The organism is Pedobacter suwonensis, assembly GCF_900111825.1.
In the GTDB taxonomy this organism is placed as follows: Bacteria; Bacteroidota; Bacteroidia; order Sphingobacteriales; family Sphingobacteriaceae; genus Pedobacter; species Pedobacter suwonensis.
This window is the reverse complement of the sequence record NZ_FOJM01000008.1, coordinates 146,384-163,467: the sequence shown is the minus strand read 5'-3', so window position 1 is coordinate 163,467 and position 17,084 is coordinate 146,384. Positions and strand designations below refer to the sequence as shown.

Genomic DNA, 17,084 nt, shown 5'->3' with positions numbered 1-17,084 from the left:
AACGAAAAAGCCTCAACTTTTTCAAGTTAAGGCTTTTTGCGGAATGGACGGGACTCGAACCCGCGACCTCCTGCGTGACAGGCAGGCATTCTAACCAGCTGAACTACCACTCCTCTTGTTCTTCTTTAAAGTTCGAACCTCTTGTCTCTTTCGAGGTTGCAAATATAGAGACTATATCTTAATTCGCAAATTTTTTTTTAAAAAACATTTAACTACTTAACCAACAGCACCTTCCTGCATCTTCTCTGCATTTTCTGCAAACTGAAGCGCATCAATAATTTCCTGAATGTCGCCATCCATAATCGCTGGCAGGTTATACATGGTTAAGCCGATACGGTGTTCGGTAACGCGGCCCTGAGGGTAGTTATAAGTTCTGATCTTCGCAGAACGGTCACCGGTTGACACCATTGTTTTACGCTTAGCAGCAATATCCCCGTTCTTTTTCTGCAATTCGATATCGTAAAGCTTACTGCGCAGCATTTCCATTGCAATTATACGGTTACCCAGTTGCGAACGTTCACGCTGGCAAACCACTACGATACCCGATGGTTTATGTGTTAACTGCACCTTGGTCTCCACCTTGTTTACATTCTGCCCACCAGCACCACCTGAGCGTGAGGTCTGCAGTTCAATATCGGCAGGGTTAATATAAAGATCAATTTCTTCTGCTTCCGGCAAAACAGCTACCGAGGCAGCTGAAGTATGCACACGACCCTGGGTTTCGGTATCTGGTACACGCTGCACACGGTGTACACCACTTTCGTATTTCAGTTGACCATAAACATCTTCACCGCTCACTTTTAAGATAACCTCTTTGTAACCACCCGCTGTACCTTCAGTCACATCAACCACTTCAACATTCCAGCCTTTAGATTCGAAATATCGGGTATACATGCGGTATAAATCGCCGGCAAATAAAGCTGCTTCATCGCCACCCGTACCACCGCGGATCTCAAAAACGGCATTTTTAGCATCTTCCGGATCTTTAGGAATCAACATCAAACGGATATTACTCTCCATTTCTTCCTGTTGCTTTAACAGCAGATCGAGTTCCTCTTTTGCCATTTCGCGCATTTCAGGATCCTTTTCAGTAGCTAAAATTTCTTTGTTGGCATCGATGTTGCTCATCACATTTTTGTAGATTTTGTACTCGTCTACAATCTTGCCCAAGTCTTTGTATTCTTTATTTAAAGCTGCAAAACGTTTCATATCCTGAATTACATCCGGATTGCTCAACGATTCCTCTACATCTTCCCAACGCAGCTTTATAGCTTCTAATTTATCTAACATATTTATTGTTGTTGAAATTCCTGATGGTTGGCATAGGCCCAAAAATTCAGGAAATGCAAAAATAAGGAAAAAAGATGAATTAGTTAGTTGGGGAGAAGGGTTAATTGGTTAACTGTACGGGCATTCAGCAAATGAATCGGAAAAAGGAAAGTTATTTTACTATTGGAGGTTTTGGAAATGAGCGGTTCCTCCCCTATGGCGGCCAGCAGTCCCGCTATCCCTCCAAGTCCTCGCTGCGCTCCGGGCTTTCCGTTCTATCGGGTTTAGGTACAAAGTATGGCAGATTTTTGGCTTAATACAACCTCAAATAGTAGTACCGGCCTCCCTTAATAAACGGGATTGCAGTGGCAGCTCCCGATTTTTCACCGGGACTATAACGGAAAGCCCGACGAACATTAAACAATGCTACAGACACTGCTTTCCAAAAACACATCAGTTTTAAGTTTAAAGATCGATTAACAGGTAAGGCATTATTTTAGCAGTTTTGAAAATGGACGGTTCCGATACTATGGCGGCCAGTAGTCCCGCTATCTCTTCAAGTCCTCGCTGCACTCCGGGCTTTCCGTTCTATCGGGTTTAGGGACAAAAGGCAATGCATCCTGCGACGGGAAAGCCCGATCAACATCAAACAAACCTACAGGTATTACCTTCCTAATGCAGCAATATTATAGTTTAGGATTATAGTATTCTAATTTTAAATCTATCCCATCAAACACCCCGTAAGAGTTATAATTAAGCCATTCGCCAATATTTACATACCGGCTACCATTGCCTAAATCAATATCGAGCGGCAGGTGTCTGTGTCCGAAAATAAAAAAATCGAAATGTGCTTTCTGGAGTTGCTCTTTAGCATAAATGGCCAACCACTCTTTATCTTCTCCTAAAAACACCTCTTTTTCCGTTTGTGCGGCCCTGCTACCCTGGCTCCACGCGCTTGCGATACCGATCCCGAGGTTTGGATGCAAACGTGCAAATAACCATTGGCAAAACCTGCTCCTAAAAATCTTTCTCAAAAATTTATATTTATGATCTCCAGGCCCTAAGCCATCGCCATGGTGCAGGTAAAATTTCTTTCCACCGCGCTCAATCACCAGCTCATCACTGATGATCTCCATGCCAATTTCCTGAGTGAAATAATTACGCACCCACATATCATGGTTACCCTTAAAAAAATAGATTTTTATCCCTGCATCAGTCATAGATGCCAGTTTACCCTGTAAACGAATAAACCCCTTGGGGATGACTTCAGCATACTCGAACCAGAAATCGAAAATGTCGCCCATCAAAAACAACTCACCACAATTTGGTTCAATAAAATTCAACCAATCCACAATCCGCGCTTCACGGGCACGGCTTTCAGCATAATTGGGTGTTCCTAAATGAAAATCAGAAGCGAAGTAAATATTTTTTGTCATGTACAAATTCAAAGGTAAGGGAAATAAGGGAAAAAGGCCAAAGCAGAGAGACTAAAGCAATAAAAACGAGTCACGATTTTTAACAGCTGGTTTGATTTTTTCTACTTACAATTTTTGGGAAACCGCTGATAAATTCGAGTCCTAACCATCCTGTTTTAATTCTAAACCTTAATGAATCGCCTTCTTCTACATTTTTAAACTTAAGGTACCAATAAAAAAAACCAGAAGTTTCCAGCATTTCCATTCCGGTTAACTGTACCATGTAGCGAATATGCCGGTAAGTACGCTCAGTCTTTTGTTTCTTAAAGGTACATTCTATTTCGGTTACCGATTTTAACTTCAGCCGGTTTAGAAGCAACATGATTACATCTCCAACCCACATCTTACCAACAAGTATCAATATCAAAACAACAATGAATATACACCATACTTTAAACACTGTCGAACTATCTTTAAAAAGAGCAGGGGTATAGTAAATAAACCGGGCGATAAAAGGCAGGCTAAAAACATATGGCAAATATTTTTTCCATCCTTTCCACCTCATATCCGCTGGCAGTACATGAATATCGAATACGAGCAAACACAAAACCGGGCAAAACAGCACATAATAGGACCAATTAGCCGGATTGAATAGCAGGTACATACTAAATGGCAGTAACGCAATGGCGAGCTGCCAGGATTGAGACATCAGTATAAAAACCACCGCCCAAATCCCGGTTAAAAATAAGGCCAAACCAAAATATTCGTTCATCATCAATAACTTAATCAGTGCCATTCACTAAATTAGCATTTCTCTTCAATCAAAAATTATGAAAAAACAATTTGTATTAAGTTTATTTGCACTAAGCCTTTTTGCCTGTAACCCAGGTAAAAAACCTGCAGAAAAAATAACATTGATGAAATATCCTGAAACAAAAAAAGACAGCACAAAAGATAATTATTTCGGTACAACCATTGCCGACCCCTACAGGTGGTTAGAGAACGACACCTCGACAGAAACAAAAGCCTGGGTAATGGCCGAAAACAAAGTCACTCAAAATTACCTGGAGCAGATTCCCTATCGTGCCGATATAAAAAAGCGACTAACTGAATTATGGAACTACCCGAAAGAAAGCGCCCCGTTTAAAGTTGGTGAGTATTATTTTTTCACCAAAAACGATGGCCTTCAAAACCAGAATATCTGGTTTATTAAAAAAGGGTTAGAGGGCAAAGAAGAAGTTTTTCTCGATCCCAATACACTTACCAAAGATGGTACAGCGGCCATTTCAATGCTCGGTTTCTCGCACGATAAAAAATACCTGGCCTATTCCGTTGCGCAGGCCGGGTCAGACTGGAGCAACATTTACGTAATGGATATTGCCAGTAAAACCAAATTAGCCGATGAGTTAAAATGGACTAAATTTTCTGGTGCAGCCTGGAAAGGCAATGGTTTTTACTACAGTAAATTTGACGAGCCTGCCAAAGGAACCGATCTTTCTGCAGCCAACAAATCCCAAAAGGTATATTTCCACAAATTGGGAGATCAACAACAAAATGATCAGTTAGTTTTTGAAGACAAGACCAATCCTAATTTATATTTAGGTGCAACCGTTACAGAAGATGAACGTTTTTTGGTGATTTATGCCAGTGCGGGCACTTCGGGCAATGCATTATATTATCAGGATTTAAAAATACCAGATAGCAAAATAGCGCCCCTGATTAAAGGTTATGACCATAATCACAGCGTTGTTGACAATATGGGCGACAAATTATTGGTGAACACGGATTTAGGAGCAGAAAACAAACAGGTTGTTTTAGTCGATCCTAAAAATGCAGATCCTAAAAACTGGCAGAAAATTATCCCTGAATCCAAACTGGCTTTGGAAGGTGTTGGAACTGGCGGAGGGTTTCTTTGGGCTACCTATTTAAAAGATGCGAGTACCAACATTATTCAGTTTGATTTGACCGGAAACAAAATCGGCGAAGTAAAACTACCGGCAATCGGAACCGTGGGAGGTTTTGGGGGTTACAAAGAAGATAAAGAATTTTTTTATACTTTTTCTAATTTTACCACTCCAGGCAACATTTACCGTTACGATGTAGCCAAGAACGAATCAGTCTTATATAAAAAGTCCGAGCTAAACTTCAATACAGATAATTATGAAACCAAACAGGTATTTTATCCCTCGAAAGATGGCACCAAAGTACCCATGTTTATCGTACACAAAAAAGGCATCAAACTGAATGGTGATAATCCGGTTTACCTTTATGCATATGGCGGCTTCCAGGTAAGTTTAACACCAGGATTCAGTCTCTCCAGGATGTTGTTCCTGGAACGCGGAGGCATCTACGTTCAACCTAGCTTACGTGGAGGAAGCGAGTATGGCGAAGCTTGGCACAAAGGCGGCATGTTAGCTAAAAAACAAAACGTTTTCGATGACTTTATAGCCGCAGCGGAATACCTCGTAAAAGAAAAATATACCAATCCTAATAAAATTGCGATTTCGGGAGGTTCAAACGGCGGTTTATTGGTTGGTGCCTGCATGACCCAACGCCCCGATCTATTTAAAGTAGCTTTACCAGCTGTAGGCGTTTTAGATATGCTTCGCTACCACAAATTTACCGTTGGCTGGGGTTGGGCAGTTGAATATGGCACCAGCGATAAAAAAGAGGACTTTGATTACCTGATCAAATATTCGCCGTTGCATAACATCAAAAGCGGCGTTAATTATCCGGCAACTTTAATAACCACTGCCGATCATGATGACCGTGTAGTACCGGCACATTCATTTAAATTTGCAGCAACGCTACAGGAGAAATATAAAGGTAAAAACCCGGTTTTAATCCGGATAGAAACCAATGCCGGACATGGGGCAGGTAAACCCACAACCAAATTGATTGAAGAAGCAACCGATGTATGGAGTTTTGTATTTCAGAATTTAGGGATGAGTTGGTAGCGTTCTTTTGTTATTCTGAACGCAGTGAAGAACCCGGAGGCTCTGCGAAGCAAATCTTTTTATGACTATTGGAACTTAAAAGGCAAAAGATCCTTCGTTCCTCAGGATGACAAAATTATTTTCCCCACTAAACCTATAGACCAATTATAATTTGCTTTAAAACATTAAAAACCTTTAACTTTTGCTTTCGGTTAGCTCAAAGCATATAAAATACTGAATATAATAGGATTGCAAAATTATCTAGAATATTTCTAAATAGCTGATTTGGTAAGACTTTATTTCGTAACTTTGCGTCAAATTTTTCTTTAATGATCACTACTGATATAGCCGTAATAGGCGCTGGTCCGGTTGGTTTATTTGCCATTTTTGAAGCCGGTTTATTAAAAATGCGTTGTCATTTAATTGATTACCTTCCTCAGGTTGGTGGTCAGCTGTCTGAAATTTATCCTAAAAAACCGATTTACGATATCCCTGGTTATCCTTCTGTACTGGCACAGGAACTTATCGACAATTTAATGGAGCAGGCCAAACCTTTCCATCCTACGTTTACTTTAGGTGAGCGTATTGAAGGTTTGGAAAAGCGTGGTGAAGCTGATTTTGTTTTAACGACCAATATGGGTACCGTTATCGAAGCTAAAGTTGTAGTTATTGCTGGCGGTTTAGGTTGTTTTGAGCCGCGCAAGCCTGCTGTAGAAAATTTAGAAAACTTTGAAAATGGTAAAGGTGTAAACTACATGATCCTTGATCCGGAGAAATATCGAGACCAGAAAATGGTGATTGCCGGCGGTGGTGACTCTGCTTTAGACTGGACCATTTACCTGGCAGAAGTTTGTTCTGAACTGACTTTAGTGCACAGAAGCGAAAGTTTCCGTGGTGCCCCTGATTCGGTTGCAAAAGTAATGGCGTTGGCAGAAAGTGGAAAAATCAATCTGATTTTAAACAGCAACCTACAGGCCGTACACGGAACAGATAAATTGGAAAAGGTTGAAATTGTACAGAACCGTACCATGGAAAAAACAGTTGTTGAAGCTGATCACTTAATTCCTTTGTTTGGTTTGAGCCCTAAGTTAGGTCCGATTGAAGACTGGAACTTAAACATCAGCAAAAGTGCAATTGAAGTAAATGTTGATGATTACTCGACCAATATTCCAGGTATTTACGCCATTGGTGATATCAATACCTATACCAACAAACTCAAATTGATTCTTTGCGGTTTCCACGAGGCGGCATTAATGAGCCACAGCGCTTATTCTTACATGAATCCTGGCGTGAAATATACGATGAAATATACCACTGTAAACGGAGTTTCAGAATTTTAAGCTTTCTGTTATATTTGCGCTAATAAAGAAAGCAAAATGGAAAACAACATTAATATATATATGCAGGAGCCGGATGGCTCGGTTACAGAACACGTTGCCCCAACCGATATGGGCCTGAGCCTGATGGAGTTTTTAAAGGCATCAGAGTACGATATTCTTGCTACTTGTGGCGGAATGGCTTTATGTGCAACCTGCTGTGTTGATGTATTGGAAGGCGAAGAAAAACTTAATGAAATGACAGATGATGAGTATGCCATGCTGGATACTCTGCCTGACCTGTTACCAAACTCACGTTTAGCCTGCCAATTGCAATTAAACAATAATATGGATGGATTAAAAGTGAAATTACACGGCGTAAGTTAAGTAGTAAAAAATCATAACAAGAAAATGGCGATATCAAAAGTATCGCCATTTTTGTTGGCTAAAATTAGACCTCCCAGGTTTAAAAAACCTGAGAGGTCTGGAGTATTTGATGCAGCTGCCTGTGTTTTTAAACCTGATAAAGCGAAAAGCCCGGAGCGCAGCGAGGACTTGCAGCGATAGCAGGACTATCATCCGCAAAGACATCAGAACCTATCATTTCCAAAAAACAAATCACGCTATCAACTTTGAGGATTAAAAATCTTTAACTCTACAGCCGGGATTACAAATCCCGACTAACGGTGCACACCTACAATTCCTTACGCAAATCCACCGCGACTTGAGTTTACAATCCCGGCCCTTCTTATTGTAGAATTTTAATCCACACGGAACACAGCAAAAGTTCTTGAGTACCGGCCTTTGTTGTTAAACCTGATAAAGCGAAAAGCCCGGAGCGCAGCGAGGACTTGCAGCGATAGCAGGACTACCATCCGCCAAGACATCAGAACCCATCATTTCCAAAAAACAAATCACGCTATCAACTTTGAGGATTAAAAATCTTTAACTCTACAGCCGGGATTACAAATCCCGACTAACGGATATTTACTTTCTGCTTTTCTACATTCCAGCCATATACCTCTATCGCCAGATTACTTTGTTTACCTGTATATTCTACAGTTATCGTTTTGCTTTCTCCAGGTAAAATGCTTACATAGTTATCGTTATAAAATGCCGGTAGTATACGTTCGCCGGTATTGCCATTTATTAACGCGATCCGGTTAAAAAATGCCACAGGATTTCCGGCTGCATTACTTAAGGTTACCGCTACTTTTCCATTTTTCTGATGGATAGCCGTAATTTGTAAAGGCGTTCTTTTGATGTTTTTCAAGCCCGAATACTCGCCATCTTTTCCGGGGAGCCAATATAAATTCTCGCTTAAAATATTTTGTTTCTGATCTAAAATTCTTAATGAAACAAATACACCCTCTTTTTTATCCAGTTTGGTTAAAAACTCATTCATAGGAAAAAGTCTTCTTACTGAAGCTGGACCAACGGAATTAAAGACCTGAGAATAAAAATAATCTTTGCCGTCCATATCGTAAGCTTTTGCCTGGACCATCAGGTTATTTTCTGTAGAAAACCCATTATTCACAATCGTAACCATGCTATCCAAAGGGTTCATCATCACGTGCAAAGGCTCACTTCCTTTCCTTAAGCCATATAAACACGCATTAGGATCAAGGTAATAATCATACATCTGTCCGCGCATGGCAGTCCATGGGTTTTGTGTTTTCCAAATGATGGAGCCCGTATACCAATCCCACATTTTGTTAGAGAAACCTTCCATCAAAGCCCGGTATTGATCGTAATTGGCCAGTTGCGCCTTCATTCCAAAATCTTCGGCACTTTTTGGCTTACCATATGGGTTCAGGTATTGCTCATATGAGATATATTTATGATAATCCCAAACCGAATCGGGTTTAGATTTGTATTGTGGTGCAATCAGGTTTTCCTCTGGAATAAAACGGAGCAAGGAAGCATAATCACCCACCCCTACCGAACCCACTTCAGAGTTGTAAGGAAAAGTTCGCGCTCCCCAGAAAGTTTTAATATCCTGAATACCGTACGGACCATCGCCGTTTCCGCCAATGGAATTATACGACATTTCATCACTGTTAGAAAAATCGAAAAATTTCCTGGTACCATCCAGGCGTGGAAGTATATCGTTTTTCAATGGCTCTAAAATATCTTCGGGCGGGGTAATTTCATTCCCTCCGCACCAAAAAGCAAGGGAGGCATGATTTCGGATCATTTTAATCTGATCTTCCATAGCAGCTAAGGTTAGATGATGGTCATCGGGATAATTTCTGCGTGTCCACTGGTCTTCCTTTTTCATTGGGTCCACCCAGCGGCCGTTACAATCGCCACTAAACCAGAAATCCTGAAAAACCAGCAAGCCATACTTATCACAGGCATTGTAAAACTCAGGTCTTTCAAGAATCGCCCCACCCCAGATTCTGATCAGGTTAAGGTTCATATCTTTATGGTAACGCACTTCTGCATCGTAACGGGCATCGCTAAAGCGCAACATGGCATCACTAATGATCCAGTTACCACCTTTAATAAAAATTTTTTGCCCGTTTACAAAAGCGCCCATACTTCCGGTATGCTCATTCCAGATGTTATCAATCTGGCGAACCCCAACTTTAAGCTGCTCCTGATCCAATACCTGATTGGACGCTATAAATTCAATTTTCACATCATACAGATTCTGCGGTCCATATCCGCTCGGCCACCATAATTTCGGATTTTCGAGCTGTAAATCAGGAAATTTAACCGCAGTAGTTTTATTTGCGGCAATAGTTGCACGCTGTTTAACCAATTTTCCATCGATCTGGTATTGTAGAATACCTGAAACAGATTGATTGGTTGGGTTTTCTACTTCAACCGAAACTTTAATCGTGGCAGGGCTTTGCTTGCCTTCCGGCAAACGTTTTCCTGGCACCACAGTGATTACCTGCGGATTTTGGATGTTGATGTTTTTGGTTTTCTCGATGGTTACCTTATCCCAGATACCCGTGTTGCGGTCGCGGGTAGGCTGAATCCAGTCCCAGCCTGCAGTATATTGGGTGGTTAAACCCTTGGCAATCGTTCCATCGCCCCCCTGGCCACCATTTGGGTTGCCGGGAAAATCTGGCGGGTAAACAATTACAGCAAGCCTGTTTTTTCCATCGGGAGATAACAATCTGGTAATATTATACTGCGCCCTGAGGTGCATGCCCACCTGCGTTTTTGGATTGACCTTTTTTCCGTTTAAATAGATTTCGGCTTTATAATTTATCCCCCTAAACTGTAACCAAACCTGTTCATTGCCGATTGCGCGCTCTTGAAAATCTTTTACAAACCAATAAGTATAATATTCGTTGCCTGTGTGATATACATCAGGAATCTTTTCGTTATTCATTCCATAAAATGGATCAGGCACTTTTTTGTTATTCAGCAAAGTGGTTAAAACTGTTCCAGGCACAGTTGCGGGCATCCAGCTGTTAAGCGAAAAACTAGTTTTAGAAATTTCCAGACCGCTGGATTGGATATTTTTGATGTTGGCACAAACCCAGCCCGAGTTTAACTCGTATCGTTGCTGTGCATTGACTAAAAAGGCTGAACAACATATGAAAAGTAGAAAGATATTCTTCATTTATTTAAAATAGGATCGATAAAGTTTTTTTGAATTGATGTATGCTTATGGTTTCCAATAACAGATTAACGCGCTAAAAATAAAACGTTTTACCTTTATCTTAACTTAAAAGGATCAAAAAACATTAGTTTTACTTAAAGTCTTGGATTTTAACCGGTTTTTGAAAGAAAAAGATTATTAACTGCAGGCGACTACTATTAATAAAACGATTGATTTAAAATTGAAATGCCATATTTTACGATATGAGAATATTTAAGCTGGCTGGACCGTTAAAAATATTAGTAAAAAGATCCTTCATTGTGTTCAATGATGACAAATGCCTTACTCAATATCCAAAACAATCACCTGATCTGGTGCATCTGTATTTGGTACCGTATCAATAGTGAGTTTCGATTTTTTGAAAACAAAGTTTACTACGCTTTTATCTTTTAGCAAATATGCTTTTTTTATTTTCTTTACCGGAACGTTTTCCAAATCAAGCCTAGTGGTTTTGCCATCCAGAATGTGGATATAAATTTTCTTATTGGTTTGCGTAATGCTTCCCCAGTTCTGAGGTTTAATATACCCTGCTTTTGTCCCATAAATGCTTTCACCGTAAATTTTAAGCCAGGCACCTAAGCCCGCCAAACGGTCTTGAAATTCCGGCTGGATTTTGCCACTCGGCATCGGGCCGATGTTCAGTAAAAGATTGGAACCCAAACCGGCTGCTTTAACCAACATATGCACCAGCTCTCTATCGGATTTGTAGTAGGTATCGCTCAAATTATAACCCCACGAATTTGAAATGGTTTCACAGGTTTCTAATGGCAGTTTATCTGATGCTTTTTGAAAACTTAGCCCGGATTTATTCTCGCCGGGAAGATCGCGTTCAAACATCTGGAAATCCTCACCTGGAAATGGCGTTAAGTGGTGGTTATTACCGATCATGCACTGTGGCTGAAGTTTGTGGATCAAACCATAGATCTCACTGTATTTCCAATCAATTCTGGAGGTTCTGTCTTTCGATCCTTCTGGTTCGGTCTGATCCCAGTGCCCATCAAACCAGATTCCGCCTATTTCGCCGTAATTGGTCAAAAGCTCGGTCAACTGGTTTTTCATAAACTGCAAATAACTGGCGTAATCGCCTTTACTGGTCCGGCCGGAATGCTGCCCTGTACGTCCGGTTTCATGTGGATAATCTTCCCTGCGCCAATCTAAAAGCGAATAGTATAAATACAATTGTATACCTTGCTTATGGCATTCATCAGCCATCATTTTAACAATATCCTTTTTATAAGGGGTATTCATGATATTGAAATCAGAATATTTCGTATCCCACATGCTAAAGCCATCGTGGTGACGGGTAATTAATGTAATGTACTTCATTCCGGCATTTTTTGCCATGCTTACCCATTCTGCGGCATTAAACTCGACAGGGTTAAAAAAATCTTTAAGGTTGGTATAATTATGAACGGTAAGCTTTCGATCATTCATTACCCATTCGCCACTTCCGGGTATACTGAAAGGCCCCCAGTGGATGAATAGGCCGAACCGCGCTTCATTAAACCACGCTCTTTGTTTTAAATTAGCAGCTGTAGGTGTATAATCCTGCGCTTTTAACTGTAATGCAATAAATAGCACAAGGCCCAACAAGGTCAATTTCTTCATAAGAAATGGTATAGGTTTTTAGGTTTAATCTATTGATGCAGTGGCTTTGGTTGGTTTTCCGATCACCTTATAATTCCCATCGCCTTTTAAAATGGCCAGCATTTGCGATTGATTAGCAAAAAGATTCTTCGCCGCAGCCAATTCTTTATCGTATTGAAAGCTCTGCTCAATCCTTCCTTTCTCGTAAAAATAACGACTTACGATCTGTGTTTCTAAAACCCGCTTAATTTCTGCTTTATGGCTTACGAGGTCGGTTTTTTTAGACGAAGTAAGTTTATATTTAAGATTTTCGAGATCGGTTTTTACCTCTTCAGATTTATTTTCTTTTTCAGCCTCTGCACGCAGATCGGATAATAACCGCTCGGTCCGGCTTTGGTAAGACAGGTCTTTATCGGCAAGGCTACTGGAGAAGGCGGCATAATCTGCATCCGACAACCGGAAAGTTTTGGCCGAAGCTAATGTTGGTTTTTCTTTCCTGTATTGATTGGCATAATTAAAGAAAAGGCTCTTATTGATCATCGAAATGGTAATTGGGCTTAACTTGGCAGCATCCACCACAATATCCGGGTAAACGCCATTGCCGCTATACACATTTCTACCTGCTTTAGTTGGATACATTACCATGGTAGAATCGGCAAAACGCTCCGCCACACCGTCGGCGTTTTTATGTGCATAATCCAACTTTTGGATGCACCTGCCGGAAGGTGTATAATATTTGGCAACCGTTACTTTAACCAGGCTGTTGTAAGGGAGATTAAAAGTTTGCTGAACCAGGCCTTTACCATAGCTCCGCTGCCCGATTACGATGGCACGGTCTAAATCCTGCAGAGAACCCGCCACAATTTCTGACGCTGAGGCAGAATTTCCGTTTACGAGCACCACCAATGGAACTGACGTTGAAACCGGGGTTGAAAGTGTTCTGTAGGAAATGGTTTTCTCAGCATTTTTGCCCTTTTGGGTTACAATAAGCTGATCTTTATCTACAAAAAGGTTCACAATTTTAACTGCTTCCTGCAAAATGCCACCGCCATTGTTTCTTAAATCTAAAACAACTCCTTTTGGATTTTCTTTTTGAATGGCCAACAAAGCATCTTTAACCTCTTGTCCGGAATTTTCTAAAAATTTATCAAGTTTGATATAACCAATTCCATCACCTACCATTCCTGAATAAGAAACATTAGGCTGTTTGATTTCCTCTCTTACCAACTTCTTTGTTATTTCCTTCCCCTCTCTAACCACCAGCAAATCTACTGCTGTGCCTTTGGGGCCACGTAAAAGCTGACTTATTTCCTGACGATTTTTGCCCTTTACCGGGATTCCGTTAATGCTCACCAGCTGGTCGCCTGCTTTAAGCTCGCTTTTGTTAGCCGGATAACCTTCACTGATATCGTTAATAAAAAGCTTCCCATCAATAAAAACAGTACTGGCACCAATACCACCATACTGCGTGCTTACATATTTCAGCTTATAATCTTCAATTTCAGATTCAGGCACATATTCGGTATAAGGATCTAAACTATCCAACATGGCATCAATACCGGTCTTCATCAATTGAGGAGCGTTGGTATCATCAACGTAGTTGATATTGATTTCTTTATAGAGCGAAGCAAAAATATCGAGGTTTTTAGATACCAGAAATAAATCTTCTTTAAACGAAAAAGATAAAACAGCCACCCCAAAACCTGCTGCTAAAAGACCGTATTTTAGTTTCTTCATTCCCCTTTTATTTAATTTCGCTGATGCGGACCAATAATCTACCGCCTTTTTGAAAGATATTTAGTGTTATATACAATGTAAATGTACAAAAAGCGATAAATATAAAAAACGACCGCTGGAGGGCAAAGCGTAAATTGAGCGTTACGCAACAGGCCATTTAAATACCAGTTTCAAGGCTAAGGCAGTGTATTCTATTGATGCTGGGAGAACAACCAGGCCGGTATTTGAGGTGTAAGCAATAATGGAATTGTAATCAGGTTATGATCTAACTTATTATAAGTCGTAAACAATAGATTACGATTGCCTTTTAAAGCGCGATATAAATGCTCGCTCCCCTCATAAGGATTGTCATAATCCTGCCTGCCATGAATTAACCAGATCGGCTTCTGGCTTATTGCTTTTATATTAACAAAATCGGGAACTGCAGCAATTGAAACCATGGCGGCAAAGGTTTCAGGAGCCATGTTCATCAGGTTCTGTGCCGTAGATGCCCCCATAGAATAACCGACCAGATAAATACGGTTAGGATCTATCTGAGGATATTTATTTTTTACCTCACGGATCAGATCCAATAATAAATGTACATCGTCAGATGGCTTCGAGATTAAGCAATTTCTTACTGAATCTGGATAATAATTTGATGACCATGTTTGAAACTGCGGAGCAATTACAAATGCCTGGTACCTCCGGCGTATGTCTGGCCGTAACCAGATCCTGGCTAATGGTTCTAATTGCTTTTCATTATCTGTACCTATCCGTGTTGAGTTGTGAAACGTAACAACCAAAGGATACTTCTTCTGACTTTTGTTCTTCGCCGGCAACAGCAATCTATAATTAATAGATTGGTTTCCTTTACTTAAAGTTTGCTTAAGGTAGTCATTGGCAGATAAATTATTTAATTCTTTTCTTGTCTGCGCTGAAGTTAAACTATCGGTGAAAGCATCGTTAAACACCTGTTTTTGTGCTGTTGCGGTAAACGCCACTAACCAAAGCAGGGATGCCAATATAAAAGAATTACGTTGCATAGCAGGAGCAAAATACATGGAGCGATTTATGTATTTAAATTGCCTAAAGTAAGTTTAAACTAAAATTTGCGCTGGAAAAAATGAAAATCTTAAAGCCTGTTTCCTTTAGCATCGGCAAGTGCTTTTTGGATGGTAAATTCGATGTAGGTACGGTCGCGTTTTACCAAACGCATTAAATCTTCAACCAATTGATCTTCTTTGCCAGGTGTAAATTCCAAAGGCTCATTTGCCAGATCGCGGTATTTTCTTAGAAATTTAGTTTTTACCTTAAATGCGGTTTCGGGAGTAAGTTGAAAATTAGCCATGGCATATTTTGTTTAATGCAAAAGTAAAAAATATTTGTTCAGGTTGATACCTTTTTATGTGACGGAATAAAAAAAGTAGCTATCCGCAAAAAAAATTTGCACGATAATTGTGTTAAATGCGCGTTATAAAACCAAATCCCGGAACAGCAAACAGCAAAAGAGGTAAAAAGAAACCATAAGAGCAAAACACACATAAATCTCTTGAGCACTGTTTTGGAATTACAACTAAAAAAACAAATTAAACAACATGAAAAAAATCATTTTCTCCATTGTTTTCCTAACCCTGGGTTGGGCAACATCAAAGGCACAAACTTTTAACCTGGGGGTTAAAGCAGGTGTAAATCTGGCTAAGTTAAATGCAGATTTCGCAAGTGAAGAAAACCGTTTAGGTTATCAGATCGGTGCCTGGGCACGTATTGGTGGCGCCAGTTTTTATGTACAGCCTGAGGCTTATATTGGCAGCAAAGGCAATAAATTTATCAGCATTCAACAGGATAATGGCAATGAGGTATCTGCAGAAGGGAAAGTAAAATTCACGACTTTGGATATTCCTGTTTTATTGGGAACAAAATTTGGCGCCAAAAATTTAAACTTCCGCTTAATGGCCGGCCCGGTTATTTCATTTGTTTTGGATGAAAATTCTTCTTTTAGTTCTGCTTATCAACAAGCAACAGATTTTAGCAATTACAAAAACCAGGCATTGGGCTTACAAGCTGGTGCAGGTGTAGATGTAGGCAGCATTTCGGTTGATTTACGCTATGAAGCTGGTTTATCAAACATCAGCAAAAGCGAAAAATATACACAAAAACCCAACTTATTTCAATTAAGTTTAGGGTTTAAGATTTTTTAGCTATCGGAATAAGCGCCAGATTATTTTTCTCCGGTGCTTATTTTAAATTCTGGTACTTTAACCTATTTGTGATGATAAAGGCTTAACTTTCTACATCGAAATTTAGTTGGTATCCCACCAAAGCGGCGTAAACAAACGCTATTTCAGAATTATCGCCGCCTAATCGGCTTTGTTAGAATAGCTTTAAACCTACATTTTAGGCAAAAAAGCAACCATATGGCTGCTTTTTTGTATTTTATCTATTTGGAGTATTATCAATAAAAGGCCGGTTGACTGCCGTACCAGTATAGGGCAATGTGATATCCCCTCTTAAGCTGAAGCTATATGTATTAGATTTAGTAACACTTACACCAGCTCTAACTACAATATTAGTTGCTGTTCCAGTATACCGTAATATTAAATCATAAACACCCTGTGGAACTTTGGCAAAATTTGAAGCACTTTTATAAGCTATATTAGTGGCCACAGTTGTCTCAACCAAACTTGTTGTATTTTTCAAGACTAAATCAAAGGGATTTGCATTATAAGAGGCATGAACAAAGCGCACGTAAGCACCTGATGTATCTATAGCAGGTAGCACATCATCAACTACAAAAACATCAGTTTTCTTAGTTGTAGTGTTATAAAGGCCAGATAAATAAATCGAATAATTTTTACCGTCTGCTACTTGTTTGTTTAAGGTAGCAATAACCAAGTTAGGATCTACAGTTGCAGTACTTGGGCGCTGCGCCGTAAAATCGTAAGTACCCGAAGCAATAATTGTGTACGAATTTGTCGATGGGTAAACACTTGCAAATGCTACGCCTGCAGTTCCACTTTCTACGCCAGTTGTAGAACTTGCTGCCGTAACTTTTGTATTTCCAGCATAAAAATTTACTACGGGAGAGTTGAGGGCAAAATTAAAATACTTCAATTGTGCACCAGTTATTGGTACTGAAATTTCTTGGACAGCATTTTTCTTGCAAGAATAAATTATAGTTGATAGCAGTAGTACTGCAAATATGATATATTTTCTTTTCATA

General features: G+C 39.9%; 13 protein-coding genes and 1 tRNA gene. 4 read left to right on the top strand and 10 right to left on the bottom strand.

Annotated elements, in window-relative coordinates:
- Window positions 1–39 precede the first annotated feature (39 nt).
- The 4 genes from BM107_RS12065 to BM107_RS12050 all read right to left on the bottom strand — a co-directional run bounded on the left by BM107_RS12065 (window position 40) and on the right by BM107_RS12050 (window position 3,480).
- A tRNA-Asp gene (locus BM107_RS12065) sits at window positions 40–113 on the bottom strand.
- 103 nt (window positions 114–216) lie between these two features.
- Window positions 217–1,290, bottom strand: a complete 1,074-nt coding sequence (gene prfA / locus BM107_RS12060; RefSeq protein WP_090983623.1) for a peptide chain release factor 1 — start codon at window positions 1,288–1,290, stop codon at window positions 217–219.
- A 665-nt stretch (window positions 1,291–1,955) separates the two neighbouring features.
- Window positions 1,956–2,705: a UDP-2,3-diacylglucosamine diphosphatase gene (locus tag BM107_RS12055; protein WP_090983621.1), complete on the bottom strand. Its 750-nt coding sequence runs from the start codon at window positions 2,703–2,705 to the stop codon at window positions 1,956–1,958.
- A 79-nt stretch (window positions 2,706–2,784) separates the two neighbouring features.
- Window positions 2,785–3,480 carry a hypothetical protein gene (locus tag BM107_RS12050; protein WP_090983620.1) on the bottom strand — a complete coding sequence of 232 codons (696 nt, stop codon included), beginning with the start codon at window positions 3,478–3,480 and terminating at the stop codon, window positions 2,785–2,787.
- Window positions 3,481–3,514: 34 nt separating this feature from the next.
- On the opposite strand from BM107_RS12050, the gene BM107_RS12045 reads away from it, so the two are divergent.
- From BM107_RS12045 to BM107_RS12035, 3 genes are all read left to right on the top strand, one after another.
- The gene (locus BM107_RS12045) at window positions 3,515–5,641 is read left to right on the top strand and encodes a prolyl oligopeptidase family serine peptidase (RefSeq protein ID WP_090983618.1); all 2,127 of its coding nucleotides are present in this window, start codon (window positions 3,515–3,517) and stop codon (window positions 5,639–5,641) included.
- 308 nt (window positions 5,642–5,949) lie between these two features.
- On the top strand, window positions 5,950–6,960 hold the full coding sequence (locus tag BM107_RS12040) for an NAD(P)/FAD-dependent oxidoreductase (RefSeq protein ID WP_090983616.1): 1,011 nt from the start codon (window positions 5,950–5,952) through the stop codon (window positions 6,958–6,960).
- 36 nt (window positions 6,961–6,996) lie between these two features.
- A complete protein-coding gene (locus tag BM107_RS12035; protein ID WP_025141835.1) occupies window positions 6,997–7,323 on the top strand; it encodes a 2Fe-2S iron-sulfur cluster-binding protein in 327 nt (108 codons plus the stop codon).
- Between the two features lie 589 nt (window positions 7,324–7,912).
- Here BM107_RS12035 and BM107_RS12030 read toward each other — a convergent pair.
- From BM107_RS12030 to BM107_RS12010, 5 genes are all read right to left on the bottom strand, one after another.
- The gene (locus tag BM107_RS12030; protein ID WP_090983614.1) at window positions 7,913–10,519 is read right to left on the bottom strand and encodes a glycoside hydrolase family 2 protein; all 2,607 of its coding nucleotides are present in this window, start codon (window positions 10,517–10,519) and stop codon (window positions 7,913–7,915) included.
- A gap of 321 nt (window positions 10,520–10,840) precedes the next feature.
- A complete protein-coding gene (locus BM107_RS12025; RefSeq protein WP_090983612.1) occupies window positions 10,841–12,166 on the bottom strand; it encodes an alpha-L-fucosidase in 1,326 nt (441 codons plus the stop codon).
- 24 nt (window positions 12,167–12,190) lie between these two features.
- On the bottom strand, window positions 12,191–13,882 hold the full coding sequence (locus BM107_RS12020) for a S41 family peptidase (protein ID WP_090983610.1): 1,692 nt from the start codon (window positions 13,880–13,882) through the stop codon (window positions 12,191–12,193).
- A gap of 191 nt (window positions 13,883–14,073) precedes the next feature.
- Window positions 14,074–14,925, bottom strand: a complete 852-nt coding sequence (locus BM107_RS12015) for a carboxylesterase family protein (protein ID WP_208864380.1) — start codon at window positions 14,923–14,925, stop codon at window positions 14,074–14,076.
- Window positions 14,926–14,996: 71 nt separating this feature from the next.
- On the bottom strand, window positions 14,997–15,212 hold the full coding sequence (locus BM107_RS12010; protein ID WP_090983609.1) for a hypothetical protein: 216 nt from the start codon (window positions 15,210–15,212) through the stop codon (window positions 14,997–14,999).
- 247 nt (window positions 15,213–15,459) lie between these two features.
- Between BM107_RS12010 and BM107_RS12005 the strand changes: the two genes are divergently transcribed.
- Complete coding sequence (locus BM107_RS12005) at window positions 15,460–16,062, top strand: porin family protein (RefSeq protein ID WP_090983605.1); 603 nt, start codon at window positions 15,460–15,462, stop codon at window positions 16,060–16,062.
- A gap of 235 nt (window positions 16,063–16,297) precedes the next feature.
- On the opposite strand, the gene BM107_RS12000 is transcribed toward BM107_RS12005, so the two are convergent.
- Window positions 16,298–17,083 (bottom strand): DUF4397 domain-containing protein, encoded by a 786-nt coding sequence (locus BM107_RS12000; RefSeq protein WP_090983603.1) that lies wholly within the window; start codon window positions 17,081–17,083, stop codon window positions 16,298–16,300.
- Between the last annotated feature and the right edge of the window lies 1 nt (window position 17,084).

Coding starts and splice junctions, on each gene's coding strand:
- BM107_RS12005 (WP_090983605.1), top strand. CDS start 15,460: ATGAAAAAAATCATTTTCTCCATTGTTTTCCTAACCCTGGGTTGGGCA.
- BM107_RS12055 (WP_090983621.1), bottom strand. CDS start 2,705: ATGACAAAAAATATTTACTTCGCTTCTGATTTTCATTTAGGAACACCC.
- BM107_RS12010 (WP_090983609.1), bottom strand. CDS start 15,212: ATGGCTAATTTTCAACTTACTCCCGAAACCGCATTTAAGGTAAAAACT.
- BM107_RS12040 (WP_090983616.1), top strand. CDS start 5,950: ATGATCACTACTGATATAGCCGTAATAGGCGCTGGTCCGGTTGGTTTA.
- BM107_RS12000 (WP_090983603.1), bottom strand. CDS start 17,083: ATGAAAAGAAAATATATCATATTTGCAGTACTACTGCTATCAACTATA.
- prfA (WP_090983623.1), bottom strand. CDS start 1,290: ATGTTAGATAAATTAGAAGCTATAAAGCTGCGTTGGGAAGATGTAGAG.
- BM107_RS12050 (WP_090983620.1), bottom strand. CDS start 3,480: ATGGCACTGATTAAGTTATTGATGATGAACGAATATTTTGGTTTGGCC.
- BM107_RS12045 (WP_090983618.1), top strand. CDS start 3,515: ATGAAAAAACAATTTGTATTAAGTTTATTTGCACTAAGCCTTTTTGCC.
- BM107_RS12020 (WP_090983610.1), bottom strand. CDS start 13,882: ATGAAGAAACTAAAATACGGTCTTTTAGCAGCAGGTTTTGGGGTGGCT.
- BM107_RS12030 (WP_090983614.1), bottom strand. CDS start 10,519: ATGAAGAATATCTTTCTACTTTTCATATGTTGTTCAGCCTTTTTAGTC.
- BM107_RS12025 (WP_090983612.1), bottom strand. CDS start 12,166: ATGAAGAAATTGACCTTGTTGGGCCTTGTGCTATTTATTGCATTACAG.
- BM107_RS12035 (WP_025141835.1), top strand. CDS start 6,997: ATGGAAAACAACATTAATATATATATGCAGGAGCCGGATGGCTCGGTT.
- BM107_RS12015 (WP_208864380.1), bottom strand. CDS start 14,925: ATGTATTTTGCTCCTGCTATGCAACGTAATTCTTTTATATTGGCATCC.